The organism is Myroides sp. LJL115 (genome assembly GCF_054871665.1).
Map to the genome: position 1 here is coordinate 26,226 of NZ_JBTXLS010000024.1, position 17,567 is coordinate 43,792.

15 protein-coding genes are annotated in these 17,567 nt (G+C 33.4%); 8 read left to right on the plus strand and 7 right to left on the minus strand.

The window, feature by feature from the left end; translation table 11 throughout:
- Nucleotides 1-22: 22 nt before the first annotated feature.
- A complete protein-coding gene (locus ACYSNX_RS07505) occupies nucleotides 23-415 on the minus strand; it encodes an SRPBCC family protein (protein WP_461754065.1) in 393 nt (130 codons plus the stop codon).
- Between the two features lie 26 nt (nucleotides 416-441).
- Nucleotides 442-1,083, minus strand: a complete 642-nt coding sequence (gene pyrE, locus ACYSNX_RS07510; protein ID WP_461754066.1) for an orotate phosphoribosyltransferase — start codon at nucleotides 1,081-1,083, stop codon at nucleotides 442-444.
- 7 nt (nucleotides 1,084-1,090) lie between these two features.
- Here pyrE and ACYSNX_RS07515 point away from each other — a divergent pair, with 7 nt between their 5' ends.
- Nucleotides 1,091-1,699 (plus strand): NUDIX hydrolase, encoded by a 609-nt coding sequence (locus ACYSNX_RS07515; RefSeq protein ID WP_461754067.1) that lies wholly within the window; start codon nucleotides 1,091-1,093, stop codon nucleotides 1,697-1,699.
- A gap of 41 nt (nucleotides 1,700-1,740) precedes the next feature.
- Here ACYSNX_RS07515 and coaD read toward each other — a convergent pair whose 3' ends face one another.
- Both coaD and ACYSNX_RS07525 read right to left on the minus strand, forming a co-directional pair.
- Nucleotides 1,741-2,193: a pantetheine-phosphate adenylyltransferase gene (coaD, locus tag ACYSNX_RS07520; protein ID WP_461754078.1), complete on the minus strand. Its 453-nt coding sequence runs from the start codon at nucleotides 2,191-2,193 to the stop codon at nucleotides 1,741-1,743.
- A gap of 6 nt (nucleotides 2,194-2,199) precedes the next feature.
- Complete coding sequence (locus tag ACYSNX_RS07525) at nucleotides 2,200-3,180, minus strand: D-alanine--D-alanine ligase (RefSeq protein ID WP_461754068.1); 981 nt, start codon at nucleotides 3,178-3,180, stop codon at nucleotides 2,200-2,202.
- A gap of 125 nt (nucleotides 3,181-3,305) precedes the next feature.
- Between ACYSNX_RS07525 and ACYSNX_RS07530 the strand changes: the two genes are divergently transcribed.
- The 6 genes from ACYSNX_RS07530 (at nucleotide 3,306) to purB (ending at nucleotide 11,005) form a co-directional block, all read left to right on the plus strand.
- The gene (locus ACYSNX_RS07530) at nucleotides 3,306-3,899 is read left to right on the plus strand and encodes a PASTA domain-containing protein (protein ID WP_461754069.1); all 594 of its coding nucleotides are present in this window, start codon (nucleotides 3,306-3,308) and stop codon (nucleotides 3,897-3,899) included.
- A gap of 17 nt (nucleotides 3,900-3,916) precedes the next feature.
- Nucleotides 3,917-4,975, plus strand: a complete 1,059-nt coding sequence (locus ACYSNX_RS07535) for an RluA family pseudouridine synthase (RefSeq protein WP_461754070.1) — start codon at nucleotides 3,917-3,919, stop codon at nucleotides 4,973-4,975.
- Between the two features lie 127 nt (nucleotides 4,976-5,102).
- Nucleotides 5,103-6,419, plus strand: a complete 1,317-nt coding sequence (gene tilS, locus ACYSNX_RS07540) for a tRNA lysidine(34) synthetase TilS (protein ID WP_461754071.1) — start codon at nucleotides 5,103-5,105, stop codon at nucleotides 6,417-6,419.
- 26 nt (nucleotides 6,420-6,445) lie between these two features.
- Entirely contained in the window at nucleotides 6,446-8,401 is a 1,956-nt protein-coding gene (locus tag ACYSNX_RS07545; RefSeq protein ID WP_461754079.1) for a protein-disulfide reductase DsbD family protein, read from the plus strand.
- 328 nt (nucleotides 8,402-8,729) lie between these two features.
- Nucleotides 8,730-9,587 (plus strand): DUF2911 domain-containing protein, encoded by an 858-nt coding sequence (locus ACYSNX_RS07550; protein ID WP_461754072.1) that lies wholly within the window; start codon nucleotides 8,730-8,732, stop codon nucleotides 9,585-9,587.
- Between the two features lie 74 nt (nucleotides 9,588-9,661).
- Nucleotides 9,662-11,005 (plus strand): adenylosuccinate lyase, encoded by a 1,344-nt coding sequence (gene purB / locus ACYSNX_RS07555; RefSeq protein ID WP_461754073.1) that lies wholly within the window; start codon nucleotides 9,662-9,664, stop codon nucleotides 11,003-11,005.
- Nucleotides 11,006-11,608: 603 nt separating this feature from the next.
- Here purB and lpdA read toward each other — a convergent pair.
- The 3 genes from lpdA to truA form a co-directional block, all read right to left on the minus strand.
- Entirely contained in the window at nucleotides 11,609-13,000 is a 1,392-nt protein-coding gene (lpdA, locus tag ACYSNX_RS07560; RefSeq protein WP_461754074.1) for a dihydrolipoyl dehydrogenase, read from the minus strand.
- Nucleotides 13,001-13,344: 344 nt separating this feature from the next.
- Nucleotides 13,345-15,099 carry an ABC transporter ATP-binding protein gene (locus ACYSNX_RS07565; RefSeq protein WP_461754075.1) on the minus strand — a complete coding sequence of 585 codons (1,755 nt, stop codon included), beginning with the start codon at nucleotides 15,097-15,099 and terminating at the stop codon, nucleotides 13,345-13,347.
- Nucleotides 15,096-15,833, minus strand: a complete 738-nt coding sequence (truA, locus tag ACYSNX_RS07570) for a tRNA pseudouridine(38-40) synthase TruA (RefSeq protein WP_461754076.1) — start codon at nucleotides 15,831-15,833, stop codon at nucleotides 15,096-15,098. Before truA ends, ACYSNX_RS07565 begins: the two co-directional genes overlap by 4 nt.
- Before the next feature lie 254 nt (nucleotides 15,834-16,087).
- Here truA and ACYSNX_RS07575 point away from each other — a divergent pair, with 254 nt between their 5' ends.
- Nucleotides 16,088-17,356, plus strand: a complete 1,269-nt coding sequence (locus ACYSNX_RS07575) for a M64 family metallopeptidase (protein ID WP_461754077.1) — start codon at nucleotides 16,088-16,090, stop codon at nucleotides 17,354-17,356.
- Nucleotides 17,357-17,567 lie beyond the last annotated feature (211 nt).

Below are 17,567 nucleotides of genomic sequence, written 5' to 3' on the forward strand. Positions count from 1 at the left end.
TCGGTTTTTTTATTTAGGTTTCTTATAGTTTAACCATATTGCTTGAAAGAGCTTCTATGAATTTACTAATTGGACCTTTTACCATCATAGCCATCATGGGATTAAAGCTACCTTCAAAATCCAATTGAATCTCACAATTATTATCGTCTAATGCATGGATATTACCAGTTAAAGTAAAGGGAAGTTTATCACTAGCTGCTCCAAGAACTACTTGAGAAAAAGGAGTCTGTGATTTTTTCTTTAATTTAATTTCAGGCATACCTTTTAAAGCAAAAATAAAGGAATCATCCGATGTAACTTCAAATTTAGCGATAGACTCAGGCATTAAAGTTTCAAAGTTTTTAATGTCGTTTAAAGCATTGAAAATCTGCTCAGCTGATTTACCTACTTTTATTTTAGGACTTTGTAAATTCATAGTAATTTGTTTTATAGGTTAATGTATTATTGGTTCCAAACCGATGGATCTTCTCTCCATTGCATTAAAGTTTGCATATCTTGATCTGCAATATAGTTTTGTGCAACCGCTGCCATTAGTAAAGAGCTATAATTACTTAAAGTAGTTAACTCAATACCTGCATTTGCAAAATTGTCTTTAGCAATTTGGAACTCGTAAGTAAAGATAGCTGCCATTCCTAAAATAATAGCATCATTTTCTTTTAAAGCTTCAACTGCTTGTAAAGAACTTTTTCCTGTACTAATTAAGTCTTCAATTACTACTACTTTTTTTCCTGGCTCTAAATGTCCTTCAATTTGGTTTTTTCTACCGTGTTTTTTTGGTTCTGGCCTAACGTAAACAAAAGGCAAATTAAGTGCTTCTGCTACTAATAATCCAATTCCAATTGCTCCTGTAGCAACACCAGCGATTACTTCTACATCTGGATATTTTTGTAAAATATTCTTAGAAAACTCTTCTTGAAGAAATTTTCTAATTGCAGGAAAGGATAATGTGATACGATTATCACAGTAAATTGGCGAATTCCACCCAGAAGCCCATATAAAAGGATTTTTTGGATTTAATTTAATTGCGTTAATTTGCAAAAGCGATTCGGCCGTTTTTTGTGCTGTTTCTTTATTAAAAATCATAATACAAATGTATAAAGTTTTTGTAAACGACAAACCATTGTTCTTAACTGATAAGATCGAGAAAGAAACCGATTTTCAATTGTTTTTATTGAACAGTGTCGATATTGACAAAATTATCATTAAATATTTTCAAAATAAAATAGATAAGGCTTTTTTATACCATCCAGATGAAAAAGAGATTTTAAAACAGATAAAAGCTAAGATTCCGGTACAAAAAGCTGGAGGTGGAGTAGTGTTTAATCCAAAAGGGGAAGTTTTATTTATTAAACGTGGAGGTAAATGGGATTTGCCAAAAGGTGGAACGGAAAAAAATGAAACCATGGAGCAAACAGCCATGCGTGAAGTAGAAGAGGAAACTGGGGTAGGAAATTTAAAAATTGTAGAAAAACTTCCTAAGACCTACCATATTTTTAAACGCAATGGAAAATATCGTTTAAAGATTACCTCTTGGTATAAGATGACCTCCGACTTTCAAGGCGAATTAATAGCCCAAAGTGAGGAAGGGATTGAACAAGTAAGATGGAAGAGTGTTAAGCAAATTAATAAGGCTATGGATAACACCTATGAAAATATACGCTTGATCATCGATGGATTAAATATTTTAGAACAAGAATAAAAAAAAGGCTGTTTAATTAGGAACAGCCTTTTTTTTTATTTTTATATCCTTACAGAACTTGGAACTAACTTAGTATAATCTCCTTTATTTCTTATAACGTCTCTAACGATACTAGAAGAAATAAAAGAAGTACTAGCGGCAGTAAGTAAAAATACTGTCTCCATCTTGGTTAAAAAGCGGTTGGTGTGAGCAATAGCTTTTTCAAATTCGAAATCGGCTGGGTTTCTAAGCCCACGTAAAATAAATTGAGCATCTATTTTTTCGCAAAAATCGGTAGTTAACCCCTCATAAGTTACTACTTCAATTTGAGGGTTACCTTTAAAGGCTTGTTCAATAAAATGTTTTCTTTGTTCTAAAGAAAACATGTATTTTTTATCGGAGTTCACTCCAATGGCAACTACAATTTTATCAAATAAAGGTAATGCTCTATTAATAATATCTACATGCCCATTGGTAATTGGGTCAAAAGAACCTGGGAAAACTGCTTTTCTAATCATTTGTTATTGGTGTTTTTCTAGGGCTAATTCAATAGCATTACTAAATAGATCTTTTAAAGATATCCCTCTTGCATTTGCTTGTTGAGGTAATATACTTCCATTGGTTAATCCAGGTACGGTATTCATCTCTAATAAAAAAGCAACATCATCTACTAAAATAAATTCACTTCTAGAGAAACCATCCATATTAAGTATTTTATAGATGCGAGTAGCTTCTTCTATGATGTGCTGCTCTACTTTTTCACTTATGTTAGCTGGGGTAATTTCTTGACTTTTTCCTTCATATTTAGCCTGATAATCAAAAAAGTCGTTCTCAGAGATAATCTCCGTGATTGGTAATACGGTAATATCCCCTTTATAATTGATAACACCAACAGAAAATTCTCTACCATCTAAAAAGCTTTCGATGATAATTTCATCGTCTTCTTTATATGCTAGTTCAATGGCTTTGTCTAATTCCTGGGAACTTCTCACTTTGGAGATACCAAAGGAAGAACCTGATCGGTTCGGTTTAACAAAACAAGGAAGTCCAACTTTATGAATAATAGCCTCAGTGTCGATTACATCTCCTTGATTTAAGTAGTAAGAGATGGCTGTTTTTATACCATAGGGTTTTAAAACAGATAGCATATCTCTTTTATTCATAGTAAGAGCACCTTGGTAAGAATCACAAGAAGTACAAGGCATACCGATTAATTCAAAGTAAGCTTTCATTTTACCATCCTCGCCAGGTGTTCCATGAATCGCATTGAAAACAACATCAAATTGGATTTTTTGACCTTTATAACAAACAGAGAAATCATTCTTGTCTATTGGAAATTCCAGACCTTGTTTATCTACATAAACCCATTTATCTTTAAATATATGGACACAATAAGGAATGTACTTTTGAGGGTCTAAGGTTTCAAAGACCACTTTTCCACTAGCCAAGGAGATCTCAAATTCACTAGAATAGCCTCCCATTATAATTGCTACATGCTTCATTTGGAAATGTTTTTAAATTAAATACCAGCTAAATATATAGCCTTTGTTATTGTAAACAAATTTATAACAAAACCAAGAAACAAAAAATGTTTTCGATTTTATATCTTTGCTAAAAATCAATAACTATGAAATTATTTAAATTTTTGGTAAGTAAAGCTTTTTTTAGGTCGATTATCATTGCTGTAATATTAGCTGTGGTAAGTGTTTTTGTCTTATTAGAGTGGCTTAAGAACACCACTAATCATGATCAAAAAATTGCAGTACCTGAATTAATTCAATTAGATACTCAGCAAGCCCAAGAGGTTTTAGATAGTAGTAAATTGCAGATGGTTGTTTTAGATACTTTAGAGTATGATAAAAACTTACCCCCTTTTACTATTTTAGAGCAAGACCCTAAGGAGCATTCTTTTGTAAAACAAGGAAGAAAAATATATGTGAAGATTAATGCTGGAGGATATGGAAATATTATTCTTCCAAATTTAGAACATTTGACCTATCGTCAAGCTCTAGCAACTATTCATTCTTTGGGATTAATTCCAGGGAGTATTACCTATAAAAGTTTTATTGGGAAAGACGTTGTTTTACAAGTTTCTCAAAAGGGGCAAGTTTTAAAAGAGGGAGATAAAGTAGTTAAGAACTCAGTGATTAACTTTGTATTGGGAGATGGCCGTGCTCCTTTATCGGCTGAAGAACTGGATAGAGCACCAGGGATTGATTAATAAATCATTAGAAATAGATGCAACAACAAGATTTTGATATGTTCGAAGATTTCGAACAAAATACACCGAATTCTGAATTATTCGAACACTATAGATTCGAAGCAGGAAAGGGACAAGCTCCACTTCGCGTGGATAAGTTTTTAATGAACTTAGTGGAGAATGCCACTAGAAATAAAATTCAACAAGCAGCGGCTAATGGCAATATTTTTGTCAATGAAGTTGCGGTAAAATCTAACCATAAAGTTAAAGCAAATGACGTTGTAAGGGTACTTATGGAGCAACCTCCATTTGAAAACCATATTATACCGGAAAATATTCCTTTGGATATTGTTTATGAGGATGACACTTTACTTGTAATAAATAAACCTGCTGGATTGGTAGTTCATCCAGGACATGGAAATTATACAGGTACTTTAGTAAATGCTTTAGCATACCATTTTGAAAATCTACCTCTAAATTCAAGTGAGCGTCCAGGACTTGTACACCGTATTGATAAAGATACAAGTGGTTTATTAGTTATTGCTAAGACCGAAAGTGCTATGGTAGATTTACAAAGACAATTTGCAGAAAAAACCACAGAGAGAAAATACATTGCTATGGTATGGGGTAATGTGGAACAAGAAAATGGAACAGTGGAAAGTTATATTGGTCGTCATGTAAAAGATCGTATGCAAATGGCTGCTTTTGAAGATCCAGAAAAAGGTAAATGGGCAGTAACGCATTACCAAGTATTGGAGAGATTGGGATATGTTACTTTAGTTTCTTGTCAATTAGAAACTGGACGTACCCATCAAATTAGAGTACACATGAAGCATATTGGTCATACTTTATTTAATGATGAGAGATATGGTGGAAATATTATTTTAAAAGGAACGACTTTTACAAAATATAAACAATTTGTAGATAATTGCTTTAGCCTATTACCAAGACAAGCATTACATGCGCAAACTTTAGGTTTTGAACACCCGGTTACTAAGGAATTCATGCGTTTTGAATCCCAGATACCTACTGAGATGACTCAAGTGATAGAAAAATGGAGAAATTATGCCCATAACTCTATTGTCGAGAATGAATAATAATAAAAGCCACAAATTAAAATTGTGGTTTTTTTTTTGTTAAATTGTTTGTTTATGTGAGCTTGTAAGGCTTATTTTTACGTTTTAGTAATTTACATTTATCCATTTTTGTGGAGGTCTTTTTACAATGATCGAAGAATTTAAAAAACACCTAACAACACATTTTGCCCCACTTTTTAACGCAAAATTGCTTCTAGCTATTAGTGCGGGGGTAGATAGTGTGGCTTTATGTCATTTGTGTAAAGCCTTAAACCTTGATATTTCTTTGGCACATTGTAATTTTCATCTAAGAGATTCTTTTAGTAATGAGGACCAAAAGTTCGTGGAGGATCTGGGAAAAGACTTAAACCTAGAGGTTTTTGTTAAAGAATTCGACACAGTAGACTATGCTAAAGAAAACAAGCAATCCATCCAAATTGCTGCAAGAGAATTGCGATATACTTGGTTTGAAAGTCTTGCAAAACAGCATGGGTTTGATTTTGTTTTAACAGCACATCACTTAGATGATAGTATTGAAACTTTCTTTATTCATTTATCAAGAGGGACAGGGATTGAAGGGTTAACTGGTATTCCAAGTAATAATAAATCCATTGTAAGGCCTTTACTAGCTTTTACAAGAGAAAACATTATGGACTATATGTTGGCTAATAACTACCTTTGGAGAGAAGATCATACCAATGCACAAAATAAGTATTTAAGAAATAAAATACGCAATCAAATTGTGCCTCTCTTTAGAGAACTACCAGGAGATTTTACCTCCGCGTTTTCTTTGACTCAGGAAAATTTAAAACAAAGTTTTCAATTAAGTCAAGATGCCCAAAAATGGGCTTATGAAAAAGTAGTTCACAAAAAAGGGGATGGTCTTTATTTCAATATACATCAAATCAAGCAATTATCTAATGTGAAAGCTTATTTGTATCAGTGGTTACAACCTTATGGTTTTAGTGCTTGGTCAGATATTGTGGATTTATTAGATGCTAGAAGTGGAAAATATATTTTAGCTAAAGAATATATATTACTAAAAGACAGGGAATATTTAATACTTAAAAAAGCTAGTGAATTAAATTTCGAAGCACATAAAGAGTATAGTATTAACAACAATACGTATATTACCACCCCAATTAAATTAGAGATGAAAAGCTGTAGCCAAGCAGAGATGTCCTTTAACAATCATGTTGTTTATCTAGATGCTGATAAGCTTAGTTTGCCTTTAAAAATAAGGAAAGTTCAGCCAACAGATCGGTTTATGCCATTGGGAATGAAGGGAACAAAAAAGGTGAGTAAATTTTTTAAGGATCAAAAATTAGATCTTTTTCAAAAAAAGCAAACCTGGGTTGTTACCAGTAAAGACCAAGTCGTATGGGTGATAGCTCATCGATTGGATGACAGATTTAAAGTTACAAGTTCAACACAAAACATTATTAAATTAGAATTAACAGTATGAGAAAATTTATTTTTATTTTCTTTTTAATGATTACTTCTTTGCAAGCATCTGCTCAGATGTTTGAAAATCCATCGGTATGGAAGTCTTCAATTGAAAAGAAAAGTGATACAGAGTATATTATTACTTGGAATGCCACTGTAAAAGAAGGGTGGCATATCTACTCGCAATACACTCCAGAAGGTGGGCCATTACCTTTAGAATTTATTTATAACAATCAACAAGGGAATTATAGCCTAGTTGGAGAAGCTTCAGAGAGTGAAACTGCTACAAGTTATAATGATATCTTTGGAGTAGATGAAACTTATTTTGTTGGAGACATCACTTTAGTTCAAACTATCTCTTTAGATCATCCAGATGTGGCTACTATTCAAGTGGAAGTTGCTTACCAAGTTTGTGAAGAGGTATGTATTAATCAAAGTAATTTATTTGTATACGATTTAAAGACATTAACCACCACTGAGGTTCAAAACTTTGAGGATATTGTAGCTGTAGATAATACAGTTGTAAACCAAGATACTGCAAATGTTCAAGGAAATACAACTATTAAAAAAGAGGAGCAAAAAGGATTATTTACTATCTTTTTCTTTTCTTTCTTATCTGGTTTTGCAGCTCTTTTAACTCCTTGTGTATTCCCAATGATTCCAATGACAGTGAGCTTTTTTACCAAACAAAGTAAAACTCGCGCTAAAGGAATTAAAAATGCTATTTTCTATGGACTATCTATCATATTTATTTATGTTATTTTAGGTACAATTGTAACAGCAGTTTTTGGAGCAGACTCTTTAAATGAGTTGTCTACAAGTGTAACTTTTAATATTGTTTTCTTTATTATTTTGATTGTTTTCGCAAGTTCTTTCTTAGGAGCTTTTGAAATCATGTTGCCAAACTCTTGGGCAAATAAAGTAGACTCTCAAGCAGATAGAGGAGGACTTATTGGAATTCTTTTTATGGCTTTAGCCTTGGCTATTGTTTCTTTCTCTTGTACTGGTCCAATTGTAGGAACTTTACTTGTAGAGGCTGCATCTAAAGGTGGAATCGCACCAATTGTAGGAATGTTTGGTTTCTCATTGGCTTTGGCTTTACCATTTATGTTATTTGCGATGTTCCCAGGATGGTTAAACTCTATGCCACGTTCTGGAGGATGGCTAAATACAGTGAAGGTATCTTTAGGGTTTTTAGAATTAGCTCTTGCTTTCAAATTCCTATCCAATGCAGATTTAGTATTACAAACGCATTATTTAGAAAGAGAAATATTCTTAGCAATTTGGATCGCTATCTTTGGTCTATGGGGCTTATATTTACTTGGAAAAATACGTTTGCCACATGATAGCCCAACCGATAGTATATCTGTAGGTAGATTGTTTATGGCTATTTTAGTGAGTGTATTTACCATTTATATGATACCAGGACTTTGGGGTGCCCCATTAAAACTTATCTCTGGATTCCCACCTCCTATGACTTATAGTGAGAGTCCTTATGGAGTAGGAGCTAAGGGTGGGTCTGGTGGTAGTGCAACTTCTATTGGAGCATTACCTGATGGTGCTAAATTAGGAGCTCATGATATTATGGCCTTTACCGATTACCAAAAAGGGATGGATTATGCCAAGAGTGTAAACAAGCCTGTACTTTTAGATTTCACAGGTTTTGCTTGTGTTAACTGTAGAAAAATGGAAGACTATGTATGGTCAGATGCTAGTGTACAAAGTATCTTAAAAAACGAAATAGTGTTAATTTCTCTATACGTTGATGATAGAAAAGAGCTTCCAGAAAACGAGCAATATGTTTCTAAAACAAGTGGAAAAAAGGTTAAGACAATAGGTAATAAATGGAGTGATTTCCAAATGGAAAACTACCAAGCCAATGCTCAGCCTTACTATATTATTTTAGATGAAAATGGTAAACGTTTAAGTGAGCCTGTAGGTTATATGCCTGATATTTCTGAATACCAACAGTGGTTAAGAAACGGTGTAGATAAAAAATAATTAACAATAGAAAGGGGTATTTTGCAAAAAATATCCCTTTTTGTTTTATAGAATTTCAAGACTCGAAATCAAAGGTGCTCTATATTTCAATATAAGGGGTGGTGTGGCTTTGTATTTTTTACTTTACTTAAAACATCCTCTTTTTATATGTTTTTTTACAATGCTAAATAAAACATAAATCCCCTTTATGTACTTTATAGCCCAGGGAAGTGAGCATTGTTTTTCGTATATTTGATAGGGTAAAAAACCTGGGGAAGGGAGGAGCTTTTTATGGCACTTTTTTTGTATATACTTCAGGAAATATAGAACAATTTAATTTTAAGTTCAGATGATACGCAATATGATGCTTTTTGGGATTTTCTTGTTAAGTTTAGTTTCCCAAGCCCAAGTACTTACCCCACAAACTAGCCCTAAAGCTAAAGTGGAGCAAATAGTAGGATTGACCCAAGTTAATGTAGAGTATTCTCGCCCAAATGTAAAGGATCGTTTGGTTTTTGGAGATTTAGTCTCTTATGGGAAATTATGGAGGACAGGGGCTAATAACAATACGGTTATTACCTTTGCAGATGATGTAGAAATTCAAGGAAAGACTCTAGAGAAGGGGTCTTATGCCTTATACAGTATTCCTAAAGTAACCCAATGGGAGATTATTTTTTATAAAGATACTTCTAATTGGGGATTACCAGAAGTATGGGACCAAGATAAAGTCGCCTTGTCGGTAAATGTCAAGGCAGAGAATACCCAAAGAAAACGAGAAAGTTTTACCATTGGAATTAATGAGCTATCTATCGATGGAGCCGCTTTAGAATTAATGTGGGACTATGTTGTGGTATCGGTTCCTTTTAAGGTACCAACTAATGCTATTGCTATGCGTTCTATAGAACAAACTATGGAAGGACCTTCGGTTGTGGATTATTATAGTGCTGCGGAATATTATTATGCAACCAATCAGGACTCTAATGTAGCTCTTTTGTGGATTGATAAGGCAATTGAAAGAGAGCAAGGACAAACTCCTTTTTATTTTTTACGTTTAAAATCACAACTACTATCCCGTCTTAATTTAAAGCAACAAGCCGTTGAGGTAGCTACTCAGGCTTTAGAATTAGCCAAACAATTAAATAATGCCGATTATATTAAATTAAGCCAAGAGTCCATAAAACTATGGTCTACAGAGATTGGTTCTTAATTTTTTGTGGTATTCTTTTTTAAGATTTTTTTTAAAAATACTATATTTGCTAGTATAACAACACAAACTAAGTCATGCTTACAGAATTAAATGCTATTTCTCCAATTGATGGGAGATACAGAAGTAAAACAAAGAATTTATCCAATTATTTTTCAGAAGAAGCCTTAATTAAATATAGGGTTTTAGTGGAGGTAGAATACTTTATTGCATTGTGTAATTTAGAATTACCTCAATTGAAAAATGTGGATCCTACTGTTTTTTCCTCTTTGAGAAAGTTATATGAGGAGTTCAATAGCCAGGATGCAATTTGGATCAAGGACAAAGAAAGAATTACCAATCACGATGTTAAAGCCGTAGAGTATTTTGTTAAGCAAGCTTTTGATCAATTATCCTTAGAACCTTATAAAGAGTTTATCCACTTTGGATTAACTTCTCAGGATATTAATAATACGGCTATTCCACTTATGCTTAAAGGTGCATTTTTACAGGTATACATGCCATTATTAAATAAGTTAATCCTTAAGATTGAAGATCTAGCAAAACTTTGGCAAGATGTTCCAATGCTTGCTAGAACACATGGTCAACCAGCTTCTCCAACTCGCTTAGGTAAGGAGATAAATGTATTTGCAGTTCGTTTAAAAGAACAGTTACACTTATTAGAGCAAGTGCCTTTTGCAGGTAAGTTCGGTGGTGCTACTGGAAATTTTAACGCACATAAGGTTGCTTATCCTTCTATGGATTGGAAGCAATTCGGTACTGACTTTGTGGAGTTGACCCTTGGGTTAAAGCATTCTTATCCAACTACGCAAATTGAGCATTACGATCATATGGCTGCTTTTTTTGATGCATTAAAACGTATTAATACAATTTTAATGGATTTAGATAGAGATATGTGGAGTTATGTTTCTATGGAGTATTTCAAACAAAAGATAAAGGAAGGAGAGATTGGTTCTTCAGCTATGCCACATAAAGTTAACCCAATTGATTTTGAAAACTCAGAGGGAAATTTAGGTTTAGCTAATGCAATGTTTGAGCATTTATCGGCTAAATTACCAATATCACGTCTACAAAGGGATTTAACAGATAGTACTGTTTTAAGAAATTTAGGAGTGCCAATTGGACATACTATCATTGCTTTTGAATCAAGCATTAAAGGTTTAGATAAATTGCTTTTAAACGAGAGTAAATTTGAGCAAGATCTAGAGAATAATTGGGCTGTAGTTGCTGAAGCGATTCAGACTATTTTAAGAAGAGAAGCTTATCCTAATCCTTATGAAGCCTTAAAGGACTTAACTAGAACTAATCAAGTGATTAACAAAGCTTCCATTCATGCTTTTATTGAAACCTTAGAGGTAGATCATGCAATAAAAGAGGAGTTGAAAAATATTTCCCCAAGTAATTATTTAGGGATAAAATAAAGATAATTTCCAATACGTAAAGTAAATTTATTTTTACTTATTGTTACATACATAAGGTAAATTCTATAGTGCATAGTAGCTATAGGATTTACCTTTTTCTATATCAAAAGGTTAATCGGCAGAGTTTTTTTGTTATCTATTTTGGCACAATTATAAGGGATACATACACCCATTAGAATCTACTAAGCTAAGGGTATATAAATAATTAACGCTTGTAGAGTGAGCTATTCACCTCTAACAAGCGTTTGCTGTGCTTTTAAAGAATATTGTCTTTAAAAGACTCTTACATTTTAATCTCTTTTTTACATTCTGATTTTCCCTATTTGCTTTTTTTGGTTAATTCCTAAAATACCAAGTACTATCAAAAAGATAGCTGTAATGGTATTTAGCAAGTCCATTTGTTTTCTAAATAGTAGAAAATCTAGATTTTTAATGAATAAAATCACCCCAACGACCAGAATTAAAAATGATATCACTTTTAATAAACTAACGTAAGACCGACCCATAAAGATTAGTTTAAAGAATTAATAAAGGATAAATGTATGAAAATAAAAAGGTCTATCAAAACTTGATAGACCTTTTATAATTATTTAAAATACTGTATTACATGTGGATAACTTCACCGTAAGCATCTGCTACAGCTTCCATAACCGCTTCACTCATTGTTGGGTGAGGGTGAACTGCCTTTAAGATTTCATATCCTGTTGTCTCTAGTTTACGTGCTACAACTGCTTCAGCAATCATATCTGTAACTCCAGCTCCAATCATATGACATCCTAACCATTCTCCATATTTAGCATCGAAGATTACTTTTACAAATCCATCTGCTGCGCCCGAAGCTTGTGCTTTTCCTGAAGCAGAGAATGGGAATTTTCCAACTTTGATATCATAGCCAGCTTCTTTAGCTTTTGCTTCTGTCATACCAACAGATGCAATTTCAGGAGAAGCATAAGTACATCCTGGGATGTTTCCATAATCTAACGGCTCTACGTGTAATCCTTTAATTTTCTCAACACATAAAATACCTTCTGCAGAAGCAACGTGTGCTAAAGCTTGTCCCGGCACTACATCTCCAATAGCATAGTATCCAGGGATATTTGTTTGGTAGAATTGATCTACAACAATTTTATCTCTATCGGTAGCAATTCCAACTTCTTCTAAACCAATGTTTTCGATGTTAGTTTTAATACCCACTGCAGATAAAACAACGTCAGCTTCTAAGATTTGTTCTCCACTGGCTGTTTTAACAAATGCTTTTACTCCTTGGTCGGTGTTTTCTACTCTTTCCACAGAAGCATTAGTCATAATTTTGATACCAGCTTTTTTCAAAGAACGCTCCATTTGCTTAGAAATTTCTACGTCTTCTACCGGAACAATGTTTGGCATAAATTCTACAATAGTAACATCTGTTCCCATTGAATTATAGAAATAAGCAAACTCTACACCGATAGCTCCTGAACCTACTACAATCATCTTTTTAGGTTGCTCAGGTAAAGTTAATGCTTGACGGTATCCAATTACCTTTTTACCATCTTGTGGAAGGTTAGGTAATTCTCTAGAACGCGCTCCTGTTGCAATGATAATATGATCAGCGCTTAATTCGCTTACTTTACCATCTTTATCAGTAACTTGTACTTTATTATTTTTTAATACTTTTCCAAATCCGTTAATGATTTCGATTTTGTTCTTTTTCATTAAGAATTGAACTCCTTTACTCATACCTTGAGCAACGTTTCTAGAACGCTCTACAACAGCTTGGAAATCTTTATCCACATTTCCATCAATGGTTAAACCATAATCAGAAGCATGTTTAAGGTATTCGAATACTTGAGCAGATTTTAAAAGTGCCTTTGTTGGAATACATCCCCAGTTTAAGCAAATACCACCTAGACTCTCTTTTTCAACTACAGCTACTTTAAAACCTAATTGTGATGCTCTAATAGCAGTAACGTAACCCCCTGGGCCACTTCCTAAAACAATAATATCGAATTTCATATGTATATATTCTGTATTTAACCCTACGAAAATAATCAATTATTTCTGTTGAAAAAACTTTAGAGGTTAAAACTTGATTTTTGTGGCTTTGTATTATTTTAATTCCTCTTAAGGTATTTTTGAAATTAATTAGAGAATAATTATAAAGGGTGGGTATATTTTGTTTAAAAGCTATTATTAGTAAAAAGATTAGCGTATAATTCGTAGCATGTTTGTTATTATTTAGTTTTAAAAAGATCTACACCTTAATAGCTTAAAATGATTTTAAGGTCAATAAAAAAGGAGTATATCCCCTTGAAAGGTGTATATACTCCTTGATTAAATATAAGAATACTTAGGTAAAATTAGGCTACTTGATTAGCACTAAATTGAGAGTCATATAGTTTTTTATAATAACCATTATCAATGGCCAATAATTCGCTATGTGTTCCTTTCTCTACAATATGTCCTTTTTCCATTACAATAATTTGATCTGCGTTTACTACTGTAGCTAAGCGATGGGCAATAATAATAGAGGTTCTATTTTTAGTCAAAGTCGCGGTTGCTTTTTGTAATAATTCTTCTGAATGTGTATCTATAGAAGAGGTGGCCTCATCTAAGATAAGTATACTAGGATCGCTTATATACGCTCTTAAGAAGGCAATTAATTGTCTTTGTCCAGAGGACAACATAGCTCCTCTTTCTTTTACATTGTAATTATACCCCGAAGGAAGAGTCATAATAAAATCATGTATGCCTATTTCTTTAGCAGCAGCTTGTACTTTTTCCAAAGAGATAGCGGAATTATTAAGACGTATATTATTTAAGATACTATCGCTAAAAAGGAAAACATCTTGCAATACAACGGCAACTTGCTTTCTTAAGGATTCTAATGTGAAGTCTTTTATATCGGTTTGATCTATTTTGATACTTCCTTTATCTATATCATAAAAGCGGTTAAGTAAGTTGATGATTGTACTTTTACCAGCTCCAGAAGAACCTACAATAGCTACCGTACTTCCTGGCTGTATATGTAAATCAATGCCTTTTAATACTGGTGTATTAGCAATGTAGCTAAACTCTACCTTTTCCAGTTGTATGTCTCCTTTGAAAGGTTTGGCAATAATTTTACCTGTATCGGGCATACTATCGTCTGTTTCTAGGATTTCAAATACTCTATCAGCTGCTACAATTCCCATTTGCATTACATTGAATTTATCGGCAATTTGACGCAATGGATTAAACAACATAGAAATTAGCATTGTGTAGGCGAATAAGTCTCCAAAACTAGTAGTGTTATCCCCTTGTACAATAGACATTCCTCCGTACCATATCACAAAACCTAAAGTTAAAGAGGATACTATATCTGCTATAGGGAAGAAGATGGAGTTAAGTAGAATGTTTTTAAGCCATGCTTTATTGTGTTTTTCGTTGATTTCCACAAATTTTTGATATTCAATGTCTTCTCTGGTAAAAAGTTGTACTATTTTCATACCAGTTAATCTTTCTTGTACAAAAGTATTTAAGTTGGAAATTTGTGTTCTAACTTCATTAAAGGCTGTTTTCATTTTCTTTTGGAAAACACGCGTGGCGTAAAAGATAATTGGCATAGCTAGTAAAACAATAACGCTTAACTGCCAGTTCATATACAGCATAATACCAAAGACAACTATCATTTTCAATAGGTCACTTACAATCATAAAAAGGCCTTGTGAAAAAATACTAGCAATGGATTCTATATCCGATACAGATCGGGTTACTAATTTTCCAACCGGTTCATTATCGAAATAACGCATTTTAAAATGCAGGATCTTCTTAAAGAGGTCTTCACGAATGTCTTTGACTATATCTTGACCTAACCAAGAGGCCCAGAAGGTGAAAAAATATTGAGAAGCTACCTCTAGCAGTAGAACTATTCCCATAAGACCAACGTAAATCAGTAAACCGGGTTTGTCTTGAGGTTGCACGTAATTATCCACTGTTTGCTTAAGCATATAAGGACGAGCGGCAGCAAAAATAGATAAAGAGATGGCAAAGACAATTACCCAATTGAATCTATTTTGATAGGCCTTTGCATATTTTAATACCTTTTTTAAGGAATTAGATTTGTTCTGTTTCATAGATAAGGATAGCTTACTTTTGTTAAGAATAGCGCTTTTCCAGGTACGGAGAATCCCGCCTTGGAACGGTCTTTACTTTCGATAATACTATGGATGTGCTCTACCGGAATTTTTCCTGTGCCCACCTCTAATAAAGTACCAACAATTGCTCTTACCATATTTCGTAAAAAGCGATTAGCTTTTATAGTAAATACAATTTTGTTGTCACTGGTTTTTTCCCAATAAGCTTTTTCAATGACACAGTTAAAAGTGAATACATCAGAATTGGTTTTTGAAAAACATTCAAAATCTTCATAGTCCAACAATAGTTGTGCGGCTTGATTCATTTTATCTATATCTAGCTTTTTATAAAAATAATAGCTAAAAGCATTACAAAATGCATCCTTATGGGTATGTATGTGATATTGGTAAGTTCTTGCTGTGGCATCAAAACGCGCATGAGCTTGGTCTTGTACTTGCGTAATAGAGTAGATTACAATGTCACTTGGTAAAAAGGAATTCATTTTGGAAATGAGTTTTTCTTTATCAAAATCCAAAGGATAATCAAAATGGGCAAACATTTGTTTTGCATGTACTCCACTATCTGTCCTACCAGCTCCCACTAGTTCAATAGGCTGTTTTAAAAGCGTTGAAATAGCATGAGTTAGTGTTTGTTGTACTGTAATAGCATTAGGTTGTATTTGCCAACCGTGGTAAGCAGTACCATCATAAGCGAATTCTAAAAAATATCTCAAAATGATTTGTATTTCTTTATAAAGAGCAAATATACTTCAAAAAGGTGACTACCTTAAAGATGTTATTATAAAATTAGCATGTGCAAGGGTTTGTAAAAGGCCTCTTTAGGGAGGGTATGTGTTTAGTAAATACCTTGATAGGTCTTACTTTAACGAAAAAAGTAGGAGTACAAAATAAGGTAAAAATGGTTTTTAAGAAATAAAACATTTACATTTACTAGCTTAATAACCTAACCAATAATTATTATTTATTTATGAGAAAAATTCTTAGCTCTATAGCCCTTCTGATAGCTATGTGCGTACAGGCACAGAACTTTCAAGATCACTTTGAGGATAAAACATTACGCCTAGATTATATTTTTGGAGGTAATGCACAAGGTCAACAAATCCTTCTAGATGAATTATCCTCTTTGCCTAAGTGGGCTGGAAGAACCCATAATTTATCTGAAAACCACTTACAGGGTAACGGACAAGTAAGGGTTTATGACGCTAAAAGTAAAGAGTTAATCTATACCAATAGCTTTAGTACTTTATTTCAAGAGTGGCTATCTACCGATGAGGCGAAAAACCAAACTAGAAGTTATGAAAATACATTCTTAGTACCTTTCCCTAAAAATAAAGTAGAGGTTGAATTAGTTTTATTTGGGGCTCCTGGAGAAGTTGTTTCTTCTTTAACTCAACAAATTGACCCCACTGATATCTTAATCCATGCTAAAGGAGAAAAGGATGTTACCGATCATGTGTATTTACGTAAAGCAAAAGACCAATCTAAAGCAATAAATGTAGTATTTGTTGCCGAAGGATATACAAAGGATCAAATGGATAAGTTTGTAGAAATGGCTAATTTATCTATAGATGCAATTTTATCTTACCAACCTTTCTCTAACTATGCAGATCGCTTTAACTTTATAGCTGTAAAGAGTCCTTCTGTAGATACTGGAGTAAGTGTTCCTAGAGATAATAAGTGGATTAAAACTGCAGTAGAATCCAATTTTGATACCTTTTATTCCGAGCGCTATTTAACAACTAACCGCATTAAAAAATTACATGATGCTCTAGCGGGTATTGACTATGAACATATTATTATTTTAGCCAATACAGATGTGTATGGTGGGGGAGGAATCTATAATGGATATACTTTAACAACAACTGGTCATCCAGCTTTTAAACCTGTTATCGTGCATGAATTTGGACATAGTTTTGCGGGATTAGCGGATGAGTATGCTTATACCAATGATGCTTTAAGTGATTTTATTTCGGAAGATACGGAGCCTTGGGAGAAAAACATTACCACTTTAAAAGACTTTGATCAAAAGTGGGGTAAATTATTAAAGCCAGGTACTCCTGTTCCAACGGATCTTAAAGATGCTACAAAATATCCAGTAGGGGTATATGTTGGACCTAATGAGAAAAAAATCTATAAACCTGCGGTAGATTGTAGAATGAAAACCAATACTTACCATGAGTTTTGCCCAGTATGTCAAGATGCCATAGAGCAACTTATTTTATTTTATACTGAATAATAGACTTTCGTAGGCTTATTTATAGTGAGCACAAAGAAAGCTATCCATAAAAAACACCCCCAAAAAGATTTCTTTTTGGGGGTGTTTTTTAGTGTGCCCAGCATGGGTAGTAACTCTAGGGTGTAAGTCCCGAACACGCCTTTACAACGGGAAGTGTTAGCCAAATGCAAGGGTGTCCATCGCAAGGTGGAATCTGAAGGAAGCGCTAGGC

Excerpts from the sequence above, each read along its gene's own strand:
- ACYSNX_RS07565 (WP_461754075.1), bottom strand. The coding sequence starts at position 15,099 with ATGAAACAGAACAAATCTAATTCCTTAAAAAAGGTATTAAAATATGCA.
- purB (WP_461754073.1), top strand. The coding sequence starts at position 9,662 with ATGCTTACAGAATTAAATGCTATTTCTCCAATTGATGGGAGATACAGA.
- pyrE (WP_461754066.1), bottom strand. The coding sequence starts at position 1,083 with ATGATTTTTAATAAAGAAACAGCACAAAAAACGGCCGAATCGCTTTTG.
- ACYSNX_RS07530 (WP_461754069.1), top strand. The coding sequence starts at position 3,306 with ATGAAATTATTTAAATTTTTGGTAAGTAAAGCTTTTTTTAGGTCGATT.
- ACYSNX_RS07575 (WP_461754077.1), top strand. The coding sequence starts at position 16,088 with ATGAGAAAAATTCTTAGCTCTATAGCCCTTCTGATAGCTATGTGCGTA.
- ACYSNX_RS07535 (WP_461754070.1), top strand. The coding sequence starts at position 3,917 with ATGCAACAACAAGATTTTGATATGTTCGAAGATTTCGAACAAAATACA.
- ACYSNX_RS07545 (WP_461754079.1), top strand. The coding sequence starts at position 6,446 with ATGATTACTTCTTTGCAAGCATCTGCTCAGATGTTTGAAAATCCATCG.
- ACYSNX_RS07505 (WP_461754065.1), bottom strand. The coding sequence starts at position 415 with ATGAATTTACAAAGTCCTAAAATAAAAGTAGGTAAATCAGCTGAGCAG.
- ACYSNX_RS07515 (WP_461754067.1), top strand. The coding sequence starts at position 1,091 with ATGTATAAAGTTTTTGTAAACGACAAACCATTGTTCTTAACTGATAAG.
- ACYSNX_RS07525 (WP_461754068.1), bottom strand. The coding sequence starts at position 3,180 with ATGAAGCATGTAGCAATTATAATGGGAGGCTATTCTAGTGAATTTGAG.
- lpdA (WP_461754074.1), bottom strand. The coding sequence starts at position 13,000 with ATGAAATTCGATATTATTGTTTTAGGAAGTGGCCCAGGGGGTTACGTT.
- tilS (WP_461754071.1), top strand. The coding sequence starts at position 5,103 with ATGATCGAAGAATTTAAAAAACACCTAACAACACATTTTGCCCCACTT.
- ACYSNX_RS07550 (WP_461754072.1), top strand. The coding sequence starts at position 8,730 with ATGATACGCAATATGATGCTTTTTGGGATTTTCTTGTTAAGTTTAGTT.